Below are 13,905 nucleotides of genomic sequence, written 5' to 3'. Positions count from 1 at the left end.
ACTCCTTGATCAGCCGGGGGTGGCGACCGGAGGGGGTGCGGGCCGGGGCGCGCGGTGGCGGTCCGGGGACGGAGAAGCCCGACCGGGGTGGCCGGTCGGGCTCGGGTGGTGCGGTGCGCGCGGGAGGGTGGGTCAGGTGTTCTGCTTGATGCGGTTGGTCAGCTCGGCGATCTGGTTGTAGAGCGAGCGTCGCTCCGCCATCTGCTGACGGATCTTGCGGTCGGCGTGCATCACCGTGGTGTGGTCTCGGCCACCGAACGCCTGGCCGATCCGGGGCAGCGACAGATCGGTCAGCTCCCGGCACAGGTACATGGCCACCTGCCGGGCGTTGACCAGCACCCGGGAGCGGGAGTGACCCCGCAGGTCCTCCAGGCTCACCCCGAAGTAGTCGGCGGTGGAGACCATGATCTGGTCGGCGGTGATCTCGGGGCCGGCGCCGTCCGGGATGAAGTCCCGCAGCACCTCCTCGGCCAGCGACAGCTCGACCGAGGAACGGGTGAGGCTGGCGAACGCGGTGACCCGGATCAGCGCCCCCTCCAGTTCCCGGATCGAGTTCGACACCCGGGACGCGATGAACTCCAGCACGTCCGGCGGGGCGTAGAGCCGCTCCTGAGCCGCCTTCTTCTGCAGGATCGCGATCCGGGTCTCCAGGTCCGGCGGCTGGATGTCGGCGAGCAGGCCCCACTCGAAGCGGGTCCGCAGCCGGTCCTCCAGCGTCGCCAGCTGCTTCGGCGAGCGGTCGGAGGTGATCACGATCTGCTTGTTGGCGTTGTGCAGCGTGTTGAAGGTGTGGAAGAACTCCTCCTGCGTCCGTTCCCGGTTCTCCAGGAACTGGATGTCGTCGATCAGAAGGATGTCCACGTCCCGGTAGCGACGCTGGAACGCGCTGGTCTTGTCGTCCCGCAACGAGTTGATGAAGTCGTTGGTGAACTCCTCGGTCGAGACGTACCGGACCGAGCGGGCGTTGCCCAACGTGGTGGCGTAGTGCCCGATGGCGTGCAGCAGGTGGGTCTTGCCCAGCCCCGAGCTGCCGTAGATGAACAGCGGGTTGTACGCCTTGGCCGGCGACTCGGCCACCGCCACGCTCGCCGCGTGGGCGAAGCGGTTGGACGAGCCGATGACGAACGTCTCGAACATGTACTTCGGATTGAGCCGGTTGCCGCCGCTGTCCCCGGCCCCGGGCAGCCGGCGGTCGGCCTGGCCGCCGGGACGGTGGTGGTCGGCGCCGCCGCGACCCGGGCCGCTGTCCGTCGCGCCGTCGCGGGGCAGGCCGCGCATGGGGGGAGGGTCGACCGGTCCCGCTGCCTCGCGGTAGCGGGGCTCGTACCCGCCGGCGTCGGGAGCGGCCGGCTCGATCCGGGGCCGCTCGTCGTAGGGGCGGCGTTCCGGCGCGGCCCGCATCGGCTCGGCGAACGCGGCGCCGAACAGGGTGTCCTGCCCGTCCCGGCCGGCCGGGATCAGCTGGGGCCGCCCGCCGTCGGCGGTCCGCTGCCGGGGGGCGGGCTCGTCCACCGGCTGCTCCGGCCGCGCCTCGGCGTACCCGGGCTCCTGGCGGGGCGCGGGATAGGCCGGTGCGGCCGGCTGGTCGAAGCCGGGAAGCAGGTCCGCGGGGCCGTCCGCTTCGGCGAGCGGCTCCGGAGCGCTGCGGTACACCGTGCCGGCCGGGCGTCCGGCCGGGTCCTCGGCGACCCGCACCGTGACGGCCACCTGGATCGGCCGGCCGAGCCGGCGGCTCAGGGCCTCCGTGATGGCGGGGCGGAGACGGGACTCGATCACGTCCCGGGTGAAGGCGTCCGGGACGGAGAGCAGGGCGGTGTCCTCGACGATCGCCCGGAGCCGGGTGAGTCGGAGGTACGCCCGCTGCTGCGCGGAGATGATCTCGTCGGCGAGTTCCTCGGTGGTCGCCGTCCACACCGCGGCGAGGTCGTTCGCTCCGGTCACCGTCGTGCCACCCCCTCGCCTGATCCTCACGCCCGCCCGGACGGCTGACCGGTCGTCATCCACAAGTTATCCACAGCCTGTGTGTACCGACCGATTGTGGCCGCCCACCGGACGCGGGTCGGACCTGCCCCCTGGTTCGCGGAGGCGCTGAAGCGGGTTCACCGTGCCGAACGATTCAACAGCTTGTCCGGTCTTGCCGGTCGGCGACAAACTCGGACCCCCGACGCCGACCGCAATCGCGCACGCTAACAGCGGGGACCCCACACCATCAACCGCCGACACCCTGGCGGCGTTGGCAACATCAGTGAAAACCGCCCCTTCGGTCGCCATCCCGGCGCAGGTCGGAGCCGGAGTGTGACGTTTGACGGTCATTGCGCCCCTGCGTAGGCTGGAGCGGCTGCTCTCTCGCCCTCTGCTAGGGTGATGGATGCTTGTTGTCCGTGGCTGTCGCCCCCGCACCGTCGGGGTTCGCGTCACCGGGCAGCGCCGATCGGAGGTCACCGCCGAGGTGATCTGGACCAGCACACGACCCCGGGCGATCCGCCGCGCGGGGCGTACGACAACGGAGAGCCTGACGTGAGCAAGCGCACCTACCAGCCGAACAACCGCCGGCGCGCGAAGACCCACGGCTTCCGGCTGCGCATGCGCACCCGTGCCGGCCGCGCCATCATCTCGACCCGTCGCTCTAAGGGCCGCACCCGCCTGTCGGCCTGAGGCCGACCGGTCCGGTCCGGGGACGTGGGCAGTCGTGCTGACCGCCGCGCAGCGACTGCGGCGCAGTAGCGACTTCGCCGCAGCGGTTCGCGGTGGCCGACGCGTCGGCCGTGGCGCCGTCGTGGTCCACCTGACCGTCCCCGAACCGACCGGCCCCACCGGGACCAACTCGCCGGAGCCGGCGCGGAGCAGCGGTGCGGAGAACTCCGCACCCCGCCGCGCCGGCTTCGTCGTGTCCAAGGCCGTCGGCGGCGCGGTGGTCCGCAACACGGTCCGCCGCCGTCTCCGGCACCTGGTCCGGGAACGCCTGGCCGAGCTCCCCGCCGGCACCACCCTGGTGGTACGCGCCCTGCCCCCGGCCGCCGACGCCACGTACGTCCGGCTCGGAGCCGACCTGGACGCCGCCATCGCCGCCGCGCGGGCGCCCCGGGGACGGCGGTCGCGGTGAACGGCGCGCCCCCGACCTCGCCGCCGACTACCGGTGCCCGCATGCTGCTGGCGCCCATCATCGCGTACCGTCGGTGGATAAGTCCGGCACTGCCGGCCCGCTGTCGGTTCTACCCGTCGTGCAGTGCCTACGCCGTGGAGGCGGTGTCCCGGCACGGTGCGCTGCGGGGGGCCTGGCTGACGGTCCGGCGGCTGTCGCGCTGCCACCCCTTTCACCCAGGTGGTCACGACCCGGTGCCGGAGCCGGGCGATCGCCGCCGTGCCGACGTGACTGGAGCCTGAGAATTGAGTCTCGACTGGATCTACTACGCGATCTCGTGGATCCTGCTGACCTGGCACTCGGCCTGGGACGCCATCGGGGTGCCCGTCGACGCGGTGATCGGCACGAACTGGGCCTGGATCCTCGCCATCATCTTCCTCGTGGTGACGGTCCGGGTGATCCTGTTCCCGGTCTTCGTCAAGCAGATCAAGTCGCAGCGTGCCATGCAGGCGCTCCAGCCCAAGGTGAAGGAGCTCCAGGAGAAGCACAAGGGTGACCGGGAGACGCTCCAGAAGGAGATGATGGAGCTCTATCGGAAGGAAAAGGCCAACCCCCTGATGGGCTGCCTTCCGATGTTCCTCCAGATCCCGGTCTTCCTGGGCCTGTTCCACACGCTGAAGCGGCTCAACCCCGACAACCCGGGCAAGACCCTCTACGGCTGGACCGTCGAGCAGTTCAACAGCGCGTCCAACGCGAGTCTCTTCACCGCCCCGATCTCCGGCAAGTTCGGCTCCACCGCCGAGGAGCTGTCCCGGCTGGGCGCGAACACCGGCACGGTCAAGGTGGTCGCCGGGATCCTGGTGCTCATCATGATCGCCACCACCTACCTGACCAGCCGGCAGATGATCCTCAAGACCGGCTGGGCCGAGGACCCGCAGCAGCGGATGGTGCAGCGGCTGATGCTCTACGGCATCCCGCTCTCCCTGCTGGTCTCGGGCGCGATCTTCCCGATCGGTGTGATCATCTACTGGGTCACCAACAACCTGTTCACGCTGGGCCAGCAGCAGTGGGTGCTGCGGAAGTTCCCGCCGCTGGTGCCGCCGAAGAAGAACGCCACCCCGGGCAAGAGCCCCGTCCAGCCGGCCAAGACCGGGCTGCTCGGCCGCAAGACCGCCCAGCCCGCGGTCAAGGCGCCGGCCGCCGCGCCGAAGGTGGCCGGCCCGAAGCCGGGCGCCAAGCCGGTCAACCCGAAGAAGGGCGCCGGCCGGCCGGCCAAGCGTCAGGGCTGAGCCCCGCCGGGCCACCGCCACCCGGCGGTGGCCCGTCCGGTTCCCGAGCTGCCACCGAGGGTCGGCGCCGGAACCGCCGCGCGCAGCGCGGCCACGGGCGAGACTGGCCCGTACAGACGTGCCCGTGGGCACCCGGCGAACCTCCCGCCGGCCCCCGGGAGACCAGCGGACCCCGACGGTCCGGCCGAGCGAGTACGGAGATGAGACCGTGACCGACACCAGCATCCCCAGCGCCGACCAGTCCCTGGACGAGGAGACCCCCACGGCCACCGCCACCGAGACCGAGGAGGGCACGGCCGAGGCCCGGGAGAAGAAGGCCCCGGCCGACAGCGACCTGTTCCGGCAGAGTGAGATCGCCGCCGACTACGTCGAGGGCCTGCTGGACATCCTCGACTACGACGGCGACATCGACGAACTGGTCTCCGGCGGCCGCCCGGTCGTCGAGGTGGTCGGTGGCCGCCTGCAGAACCTGGTCGGCCAGCGCGGCGCCACCCTGGAGGCGCTCCAGGAGCTGACCCGCCTGGCGGTGTTCCGGCAGACCGGTACGCCGAGCCGACTGCTGCTCGACGTCGGCGGCTACCGGGCCGCCCGGCGCAAGGAGTTGGCGGCGGTGGCCAAGAACGCGGTCGAGAAGGTCAAGGAGCACGGCGAACCGGTGCGCCTGGAGCCGATGTCCGCGTTCGAACGCAAGTGCGTGCACGACGTGGTCAACGCGATGACCGACGTGGAGAGCGAGTCCGAGGGTGTTGAGCCGAACCGGCGCATCGTCGTCCGCCCGGTGGCGGACTGAGGCAGTGGTCTCCGACGACACGACGGCTGACGCCGTGGCCGGCCCGGGCGGTACGCCGCCCGGGCCGTCCGCTGTGCGGCCCGACCCGAGCGCCGATCCGGTCTTCTCCGACGAGGACCGGTCGGCCGACCCGGCGTACCTTCCCGCCGCGTCGGTCGAGCCCGCCTTCTCCGGCGAGCCGGCGGCGACCGGCGACACCGTGGCGACCGATCCGGCGGCCGACGTGACGCCGGCCTTCTCCGGTGAACCACCGGTGGACGCGGCGTCCGACGCCCCGTCCGGCCCGGTCGGCCCGGTCTTCGCCGAACCGGCACCGTCCTCGGTGGACGGTTCGGACCCGCCTGTCGGGGAGGCGGCGCCCGATCCGGCCGAGGCGACCCTGCCACCCGAGCTGGCGGAGGCGGCCAGGACGCTCTTCGGTGAGCGGCTGGACCTCGCCGCGGCGTACGCCGAGCTGCTGGCCACGGAGGGCGTGGTGCGTGGACTGATCGGACCTCGCGAGGCGCCCCGGCTGTGGGACCGGCACCTGCTCAACTGCGCGGTCATGGCGGAGCGGATCCCGGAGGGGGCCAGCGTGATCGACGTCGGCTCCGGAGCGGGACTGCCCGGTCTGGTGCTGGCGATCGCGCGCCCCGATCTCACCGTCACCCTGGTCGAACCGCTCGCCCGGCGGGTGTCGTTCCTGATCGAGGCCGTGCAGCGGCTCGGCCTCACCCGGTCCGTTCGCGTCTTCCGGGGACGGGCCGAGGAGGCGGCAGCCGGGTCGCGGGACCGGGACCCGTTGGCCGCCGACATCGTCACCGCCCGTGCGGTCGCCGCGCTGGACCGGCTCGCCGCCTGGTGCCTGCCGTTGACGGTGCCGGGTGGTCGACTCCTGGCGCTCAAGGGCGCCTCGGCGGCGGACGAGATCGCCGAACACACCGACGCGGTGGTCCGCCTGGGTGGCGGGACACCCGAACTTCACCGGTGCGGCGCCGGGGTCATCGAGCCGGCGGCGACAGTGGTCGAGGTGGTCCGGGAGCGCGTGGTGAACCCGCCGCGCGCGAAGAAGCCGAAGCGGTCGCGCGGTGGCCGCAATCGCGGTGGTCGTAACCGGGATCGCTGACCCGGGCGGGCTTTCCCGGCACCCCACCCGGTCGTTGGACCGGGTGGGCGTGACCTGATCGATCGCAACCCGACGTGGACCCGCCGCGCCCGTCGGCCGTAGGCTGACCGCGCGTCGATAGTGTGGAGCGGCGGTGCCGGGCGGCGTCCGAACCCGACCGCTCCCACCGGGCCGATGACGTCGCGCGAAGCGCGAGGCCTGATTGACGGGGTGCGGACCGACCATCCGGAGCGGGTAGGGATGACAGGTGCATGACGACGGCAGGTACGACGATCCACGGCTGACCGGGCCCGACGGGCAACCCACCGGTGATCCCGTTTCACGTGAAACCAGCTACCAGGAGTGGGTGGTGAACGATCCCCACGACGCGGCACCGCATCACCCCGTCGACCCGACGCCGCGGCGGGACGCTCCCGCGGCGGGCGCCGTACGCCCGGTGTCGTCCGTTCCGGTCAACGTGCCGCCGGCCCGCGACCCGCTCGACCCGAGCGAGGGCCCGGTGAACGCGCCGACCCCACGTCCGGCGGTCGCGCGCGGGAACGCGGCGGTGTCGGGCCGGTTCGAGCCCCAACCGCCGGTGTCCGCCGTGCCACACCAGCCCACCCCTGACTCCGCCCCCGTGTCGGCCGATCCGGCCGACACGCCACCGGCGGCCGGGTACGGGGACGACACCGGGGCCACCACGTACGTTTCACGTGAAACCCCGACGCGCGAAGAGGATGACCCACCGTTGGCTATGGAGGCGATGCGCGCCGTGCAGATCCTGAATCCCAGTGGCGAGGTCACCATGCCGCGCCCCGACCGGACCCGGGTGATGTGCGTCGCCAACCAGAAGGGTGGCGTGGGTAAGACCACCACCACCGTGAACTTGGCGGTGGCGCTAGCGCTGCACGGCAACCGGGTGCTCGTGGTCGACCTCGACCCGCAGGGCAACGCGTCCACCGGGCTCAACGTGCCCCACCACACCGGCGTGCCGGACGTCTACGACTGCCTCATCGACAGCGTGCCGCTGGAGGAGGTGGCCCAGGCGGTGGAGGGCATCCCCAACCTGTGGTGCGTGCCCGCCACCATAGATCTGGCCGGGGCCGAGATCGAGCTGGTCTCGGTGGTCGCCCGGGAGTCCCGCCTGGCGCGGGCCATCGCCGCGTACCCCGGTCACTTCGACTACGTCTTCATCGACTGCCCGCCCTCGCTCGGCCTCCTGACGGTCAACGCGCTCGTGGCCGCGCAGGAGGTGCTGATCCCCATCCAGTGCGAGTACTACGCGCTGGAAGGGCTCAACCAGTTGATCAACAACATCAACCTGGTACGCCAGCACCTGAACCCGCAGCTGGAGGTCTCGACCATCCTGCTGACCATGTACGACCGGCGCACCCGGCTGGCCGACGCGGTGGAGCAGGACGTCCGGAACCACTTCGGGGACAAGGTGCTGCAGGCCGTCATCCCCCGGAACGTGCGGGTCTCCGAGGCGCCGAGCTACGGCCAGTCGGTGATGACCTACGATCCCGGTTCGCGGGGTGCCACGAGCTACTTCGAGGCCGCCCAGGAGATCGCCGAGCGAGGCGTCAAGGAGCCGGTGAGCCGGAATGCGTAGTGCGGAGATGTCGCTGGGAGGCGTCGCATGAAGAACCGTCCCCGCGGCGGTCTGGGCCGAGGGCTCGGCGCCCTCATCCCCACCGGGCCGGTGGCAGGAGCCGACCCGGAAGGTGGCGAGTCGACGGCGGCGGCCCCCGCGCCGGTGGCCTCCGCCAACGGCGCCACGGCAGCAGTGACCGGAGCGAGCGGCGGGACCGCGTCCCCCGCCGTCGCGCCGGAGCCTCAGCTGAGCCCGGTGCCGGGTGCCCGCTTCGCCGAGATCCCGGTCGACGCCATCGTGCCGAACCCGAAGCAGCCCCGACACGTCTTCGACGAGGACGCGCTGGAGGAGCTCAAGACCTCGATCCAGGAGGTCGGCTTCCTCCAGCCGATCGTCGTCCGGCAGCTCGACCCGGAGAAGTACGAACTCGTCATGGGCGAGCGGCGCTGGCGCGCCGCCCAGGCGGTCGGCCGGGAGAACATTCCGGCGATCGTCCGGGAGACCAAGGACGACGCGATGCTCCGGGACGCGCTCCTGGAGAACATCCACCGCGCCAACCTGAACCCGCTCGAAGAGGCGGCCGCGTACCAGCAACTGCTGGAGGAGTTCGGGGCCACCCACGAGGAGTTGGCCCGGCGGATCGGACGCAGCCGCCCGCAGATCTCCAACACCATCCGGCTGATGAACCTCCCGGCCGCCGTACAGCGCAGGGTCGCCGCGGGTGTGCTCTCTGCCGGCCACGCCCGAGCGTTGCTCAGCCTGGAGGACGCCGACGCCCAGGAGCATCTCGCCACCCGGATCGTCGCCGAGGGCATCTCCGTACGCGGCACCGAGGAACTGGTGGCGCTGGCGCTCGCGGACGGACCGGCGAAGGCACCCGCTGCGAAGCGGCGGACCAAGCCGCACGCTCCCGCGCTCTCCGATCTGGCCGACCGGCTCTCGGATCGGTTCGACACCCGGGTGAAGGTCGACATCGGCCGGAGCAAGGGCAAGATCACGATCGAGTTCGCAACCGTCGACGACCTGGAGCGGATCGTCGGCATCATCGGCGTCGGCGAGGAGGAGCAACCCGGCGACTGAGTTCCGGCCCTCGATCTTTCCCGGCCGCACCACCCGTCAGGGAGGTGCGGCCGGACTCGTTCCGTCCGGCGTCTCGTGCGTCTCCGCGTTGCGGGGTCCTCGCCGGCGAGCCGGTATCCGCGACCGGCGGCCAGGGTGAACGGCGGCTCTGGTCCCCTCGCCGCCGGCCGGTTTCACGTGAAACGGCCAACCCGGGCTCGAACCAGGGAGAGGGGTTTGTCGGCGGGGCGCGACGGTCAGCCGACGATAGTGGTGTCCGTGACGGCGTCCGACGGTCCGAGGCCACCGACGGGAGTAGGCCGGCACTGCGCCCGGGCGGTTGACAGGGGGTCGCGGCCGGGGCATGGTTCGCCGCTCGCGGACCGTCCTGGATCGCCTGGCCTTCGGGGGCCGGGTGGTTGGCGCGGCTCGGGCGATCGCGGCTCCCGGCCCCGACCGTCGCCGGCCACCACGTCCGTGACGTCGCCGAGCGGTCGGGCCGACATCTGGCGGTCCACCGTGCGTCGAGCTGTCCTGTGTCAGGCGGCCGGCCGGCGGCTCATCGGCCGGGGTGTCGCGTAAAGGCCGGGCCGCCGGGCCCGATCGTCGACCGACCGCCGCTCCGCCCAGGACCCCACACCTCCTGCGGAGCCAGACCGGTGAGGGCGGACGGCCAGCCCTCCCGGCACGGAGGCCGTTCCGCCGTCACCGCTCGCCGTCCGCCGTCACTTCTTCCCGTCCGACGTCGGCGTCACTGCTCGCCGTCCGCAGTCCGCCGTCACGCGCGTGCTCTCGATCGGGCGGGCGGACGGCGTCGCTCCGGCACCCTCGGGAATAACGAACCGCCAACGGCAGAGAGCTAGCCGACGTCGTCAGCGCTCGCCCGCCCCTCGCCCTCATTCCAGAGATTGCGTCGCCCGACCTCCGCCGCCGCCTTGGCGCGCCCAGGCCCCTGAGTCGTCACCAGGCAGGCGAGATCGCCGAGCCGGGGTCCCAGGAGGCACCCGCCCCGGAATGGCCTTCCTGGGCCCCTGAGGCCGCCGTTTCACGTGAAACAAGAGAGGAGCCCGGACCCAACGCTTCTCCTGCCCGTGCCGACCCTGACCGGGCCGCCGCACCGGGTCTGAGATCGGATCGGGCCGGCAGCCGCTTCGCCTAGCCACTCCATGGCTCGGTTTCACGTGAAACGAACGCCGCGTCAGCCGGCGGCCGACGACGAAGCGCCCGGAGTCCCGGGCGCGCGACGACCGCCTGCTGTCCGGACCGACAACGCCGGCACGGATCGATGCGTCGCTCGTTGAGAAGGGTGGGCCGAGGATCCGAAGGATCTCTCTTGGTTATCCACAGGCTTTGTCCACAGGCTGGCCCCGTTTCACGTGAAACACGGCGCGAAAACCGTTGCTGAGCTGTGGATGACGGTCCGTACAGGTGATCTCGGCGCCCTGTGGACAACGTGGTGGACAAGCGCTGCGGATCGTCGCCCGTCCACCGATGACCCGGGGGGAACGGGTAGGGACAGGCGTCGCCAACTCGGTTAGGGTCAGCGTCGTGCAGGACACCCCTCCCTCAGTCCCGGACTTCACCCAGTGGCCCTCCTTCCCCTTCGAGGGCGATCTCCGCGTCAAGCAGATCGACGATCCCGTCGCGGTCGAACCTCCCCGCCGGGGAGAGGCGGACCGCGAGTGCACCGCCTGCAACGCGCCCGACGAGGCGTACATCTGGGTCGGCGAACGGTGGCGGGTGCGCGCCATGGACCGGCCGACCGGGCTGCCGATGGTGCTGATCCTGGAGTCCCGCTCCCACCTCGATCTCGGTGACCTGCCGAACCTCCTCGCCGCCGAGCTGGGCGTGATGACCGTCCGTCTGGAGCGGGCCGTCCGCTCGCTGGACGGGGTCGCCCGGGTGCACGTCAACCGGTGGGGCGACGGCTCGGCGCACCTGCACATGTGGTTCCTGGCCCGGCCGTACGGGCGACTGCAACTGCGGGGCACGTTCCTGTCGCTCTGGGACTCGATCCTGCCGCCGATCTCCGAGGAGCAATGGCGGGAGAACCTCGCCATGGTCGCCGCGTGGCTCGCCGAGTTCGGTGGCCGTCCGCTCGCCGAGCCGCCCCGCATCCGGTGGGAGGCGCCGTCCACCCTCTCGCCGTCGCCCACGAGCGTGGCCGAGGAGCCCGAGGAGGAGTCCGCGTCGGTGATCGAGGCGGCGGACGAGATCCCCGAGTCGGAGGCCGCGGAGCAGACCGACGAGGCGGATGCCGCGGAAGACCTGGAGATGCGCAGCGGGCACCCCGCCGATGCCGCCGACGATGAGCACGCCGCCGGTGATCCGGTGGGCGAGGCGAGCGGAAGCGTCAAGGCCGGAACCGCCGGCAGCGCGGACTCGGGCGGCGAGCCGGAGTGCGAGGGCGGCGAGCCGTCGGCCGGCAGCGCCGTGACGGACGAGGACGGCCGGTCCTCCGGGAACGGCGGGCGGGCGGCGTCGGCGCGTACCGCCGGCTGACTCCGGTCAGCGGCGGCGGCCGGCGGCCCGGGTCACCAGCGTGCCGAGCACCCGGCCGAAGTCGAGCCCGGCCGCCTGGATGGCGAGCGGCAGCAGCGAGGTTTCGGTCATGCCCGGCGACACGTTGACCTCCAGCACGTGCGGCCGGCCCTCCGCGTCGACGATCAGGTCGACCCGGGACAGGTCGCGCAGGCCGAGGGCGGTGTGCGCGGCGAGCGCCACCTCGGTCACCTGAGCGGTGGTCGCGGCGTCGAGCCGGGCGGGAGCGTGCCACGTGGTGCGCCCCGCCGTGTAGCGGGCGGCGTAGTCGTAGACGCCGTTGCGCGGCACGATCTCCACCGGCGGCAGGGCTCGCGGGCCTTCGCCCAGGTCGAGCACGGAGACCGCGACGTCCATCCCGGGCACGTAGCGCTCCACCAGCGCCGTCTGGTCGTAGGCGAAGCAGCCGACCATCGCGGCCGGCAGCGACGCGGCCTCCCGGACCACGGCGGCACCCAGGCCCGACCCGCCCTGCGCCGGCTTGACCATCAGCGGCAGCCCGAGACGGTCGACGATCCGGTCCAGCACCGCCACCGCACCCAGCTCGGAGAAACGGTCATGCGGCAGGGCCACCCAGTCGGGGGTGGGGATGCCCGCCTCCCGCAGCACCGCCTTGGCCGACGGCTTGTCCCAGGCGAGCCGGGAGGAGCGGGCGTCGCAGCCGACGTAGGGCACGTCGCAGAGGTCGAGGACGCCGCGCAGCGAGCCGTCCTCGCCGGTCGCGCCGTGCAGGGCGATCACCACCGCGTCCGGCGGGTCGGCGGTCAGAGCGGGGAGCAGCGCGACGTCGGCGTCCCGGAGGTCCGCCTCCACGCCGACCGCACGCAGCGCGTCGAGCACCCGGCGGCCCGACCGCAACGAGACGTCCCGTTCGTAGGAGAGTCCGCCGGCGAGCACCAGCACGCGCAGCTCGTCGGAGGTGGGTCCGGTCACGGGAGTCGGTGCGGCAGGGCTGTCGGCCATGCGGGAATCATGCCAAGTCGGGGCCGGGCGCGTCCGAGCCGCCCCGGCGTCGGCGCGGGCCGGCGTCGCCGACCGCACCGAAGACCTTCCGCATCGCGATCTCCTGCTCCATCACGCCGGACAGCCGGCGGACACCTTCCCGGATCCGCTCCGGGGACGGGAAGGAGAAGTTGAGCCGCATGTTCCCGGCGCCCGTGCCGTCCGCGTAGAAGCCGGTTCCCGGCACGTACGCGACGCGGGCGGCCACGGCACGCGGCATCATCGCCTTGGAGTCGAGGCCCTCGGGCAGGGTCGCCCAGACGAACAGGCCGCCGGCCGGCGTGGTCCAGGTGGTGCCCTCGGGCATCAGGTCGGTCATCGCGTCGAGCAGCGCGTCCCGGCGCTCGCGGTAGATCTCGCGGTAGACCTTGAGCTGCTGCCGCCACGGCATCGTGCCCAGGTAGGTCGAGACGGCCGACTGCGCGTAGGCGCTGGGGCAGAGGATCTGCGCCTCGCTGGCGATGACCAGCTTGTCGCGGACCGCGTGCGGGGCCAGGATCCAGCCCACCCGCAGGCCGGGCGCGAACGTCTTGGAGAACGTGCTCAGGTAGAAGACCCCGTCGCGTCGCCGGGCCCGCAGCGGCCTGGGCGCCTCACCCTCGAACCCGAGCTGACCGTACGGGTCGTCCTCCACCACGAGCAGCCCGGCGCGCTCACAGATGTCGAGCACCCGCTCGCGCCGCTCCTCGCTCAGCGTCACGCCGGCGGGGTTCTGGTAGGTCGGGATGGTGTAGAGGAACTTCACCCGCCGGCCGGCCCGGGCCAGGTCGGCGATGGCCACCTCCAGTGCCTCCGGGATGAGCCCCTCGTCGTCCATCGGCACGTGGGCCACCTGGGCCTGCGCGGCCTGGAACACCCCGAGCGCGCCGACGTACGTCGGGCCCTCGGCGAGCACCACGTCACCCGGGTCCAGGAAGAGGCGGGCCACCAGGTCGAGCGCCTGCTGGCCGCCGACGGTCACCACCACGTCCTCCGGGGAGGCGCCGCACGACGCGTCGATCCCGGACAGGGACATCACCTCGCAGATCCGCTCGCGCAGCTCCGGGGTGCCCTGACCGATGCCGTACTGGAGGGTGGTGGCGCCGTGCTCCGCGCCGAGCCGGCCGAGCATCTCGCCGACCGCGTCCAGCGGCAGCGCCGCGATGTAGGGAGCCCCACCGGCGAGCGAGACGACCTCCGGGCGGCTGGCGACCGCGAAGAGTGCCCGGATCTCCGACGCGGTCATCCCCCGGACGCGCCGGGCGTACCGGTCGGTGTAGTCGTCGAGCGTCGTGCCGGTCATGACATCACCTCGATCGGGTGTCGGCGGGGCTGCCGCCCGGTGTGGTACCCGCGATGCCGGCATCCATTGGCGGCGCACGCGGCCGGTTGGTCGATCGTAGTCCCTGGTGACCGTCACGGGACCCACCGTGTGGACACGTCCACATCCCGGACCGGCGGTCCGCCGCCCGGGTGGGGGTT

The 13,905-nt window shown here is 72.4% G+C and carries 12 protein-coding genes; 9 read left to right on the top strand and 3 right to left on the bottom strand.

Annotated features, from left to right (window positions below):
- Nucleotides 1-132: 132 nt before the first annotated feature.
- Nucleotides 133-1,941: a chromosomal replication initiator protein DnaA gene (dnaA, locus tag O7600_RS18555; RefSeq protein WP_281589047.1), complete on the bottom strand. Its 1,809-nt coding sequence runs from the start codon at nt 1,939-1,941 to the stop codon at nt 133-135.
- Nucleotides 1,942-2,517: 576 nt separating this feature from the next.
- On the opposite strand from dnaA, the gene rpmH reads away from it, so the two are divergent.
- The 9 genes from rpmH to O7600_RS18510 all read left to right on the top strand — a co-directional run bounded on the left by rpmH (nt 2,518) and on the right by O7600_RS18510 (nt 11,403).
- The gene (gene rpmH, locus O7600_RS18550) at nt 2,518-2,655 is read left to right on the top strand and encodes a 50S ribosomal protein L34 (protein ID WP_117668129.1); all 138 of its coding nucleotides are present in this window, start codon (nt 2,518-2,520) and stop codon (nt 2,653-2,655) included.
- Nucleotides 2,656-2,689: 34 nt separating this feature from the next.
- Entirely contained in the window at nt 2,690-3,103 is a 414-nt protein-coding gene (rnpA, locus tag O7600_RS18545; RefSeq protein WP_281589042.1) for a ribonuclease P protein component, read from the top strand.
- Between the two features lie 41 nt (nt 3,104-3,144).
- A complete protein-coding gene (yidD, locus tag O7600_RS18540) occupies nt 3,145-3,384 on the top strand; it encodes a membrane protein insertion efficiency factor YidD (RefSeq protein WP_091567651.1) in 240 nt (79 codons plus the stop codon).
- A gap of 3 nt (nt 3,385-3,387) precedes the next feature.
- On the top strand, nt 3,388-4,371 hold the full coding sequence (gene yidC, locus O7600_RS18535) for a membrane protein insertase YidC (protein ID WP_281589040.1): 984 nt from the start codon (nt 3,388-3,390) through the stop codon (nt 4,369-4,371).
- Between the two features lie 208 nt (nt 4,372-4,579).
- Nucleotides 4,580-5,161, top strand: a complete 582-nt coding sequence (locus tag O7600_RS18530) for a R3H domain-containing nucleic acid-binding protein (protein WP_099163192.1) — start codon at nt 4,580-4,582, stop codon at nt 5,159-5,161.
- Between the two features lie 322 nt (nt 5,162-5,483).
- Complete coding sequence (gene rsmG, locus O7600_RS18525; RefSeq protein ID WP_281594193.1) at nt 5,484-6,266, top strand: 16S rRNA (guanine(527)-N(7))-methyltransferase RsmG; 783 nt, start codon at nt 5,484-5,486, stop codon at nt 6,264-6,266.
- A gap of 247 nt (nt 6,267-6,513) precedes the next feature.
- Nucleotides 6,514-7,860: an AAA family ATPase gene (locus O7600_RS18520; protein ID WP_281589037.1), complete on the top strand. Its 1,347-nt coding sequence runs from the start codon at nt 6,514-6,516 to the stop codon at nt 7,858-7,860.
- Nucleotides 7,861-7,887: 27 nt separating this feature from the next.
- Complete coding sequence (locus O7600_RS18515) at nt 7,888-8,922, top strand: ParB/RepB/Spo0J family partition protein (RefSeq protein ID WP_281589035.1); 1,035 nt, start codon at nt 7,888-7,890, stop codon at nt 8,920-8,922.
- Between the two features lie 1,527 nt (nt 8,923-10,449).
- Complete coding sequence (locus O7600_RS18510; RefSeq protein WP_281589033.1) at nt 10,450-11,403, top strand: hypothetical protein; 954 nt, start codon at nt 10,450-10,452, stop codon at nt 11,401-11,403.
- Nucleotides 11,404-11,409: 6 nt separating this feature from the next.
- On the opposite strand, the gene O7600_RS18505 is transcribed toward O7600_RS18510, so the two are convergent.
- Together O7600_RS18505 and O7600_RS18500 are read right to left on the bottom strand one after the other, a co-directional pair.
- Complete coding sequence (locus O7600_RS18505; RefSeq protein ID WP_281589031.1) at nt 11,410-12,405, bottom strand: D-alanine--D-alanine ligase; 996 nt, start codon at nt 12,403-12,405, stop codon at nt 11,410-11,412.
- A 7-nt stretch (nt 12,406-12,412) separates the two neighbouring features.
- Nucleotides 12,413-13,726 (bottom strand): PLP-dependent aminotransferase family protein, encoded by a 1,314-nt coding sequence (locus O7600_RS18500; RefSeq protein ID WP_281589029.1) that lies wholly within the window; start codon nt 13,724-13,726, stop codon nt 12,413-12,415.
- Between the last annotated feature and the right edge of the window lie 179 nt (nt 13,727-13,905).

Source organism: Micromonospora sp. WMMA1998 (assembly GCF_027497375.1).
Classification (GTDB): Bacteria; Actinomycetota; Actinomycetes; order Mycobacteriales; family Micromonosporaceae; genus Micromonospora; species Micromonospora sediminicola.
Note: the sequence above shows the minus strand (reverse complement) of the source record. Positions and strands in the feature narration are given on the sequence as shown.

Bases quoted from the DNA above. Each gene is read 5' to 3' on its own strand.
- O7600_RS18505 (WP_281589031.1), bottom strand. From the start codon at position 12,405: ATGGCCGACAGCCCTGCCGCACCGACTCCCGTGACCGGACCCACCTCC.
- O7600_RS18500 (WP_281589029.1), bottom strand. From the start codon at position 13,726: ATGACCGGCACGACGCTCGACGACTACACCGACCGGTACGCCCGGCGC.
- O7600_RS18515 (WP_281589035.1), top strand. From the start codon at position 7,888: ATGAAGAACCGTCCCCGCGGCGGTCTGGGCCGAGGGCTCGGCGCCCTC.
- yidD (WP_091567651.1), top strand. From the start codon at position 3,145: ATGCTGCTGGCGCCCATCATCGCGTACCGTCGGTGGATAAGTCCGGCA.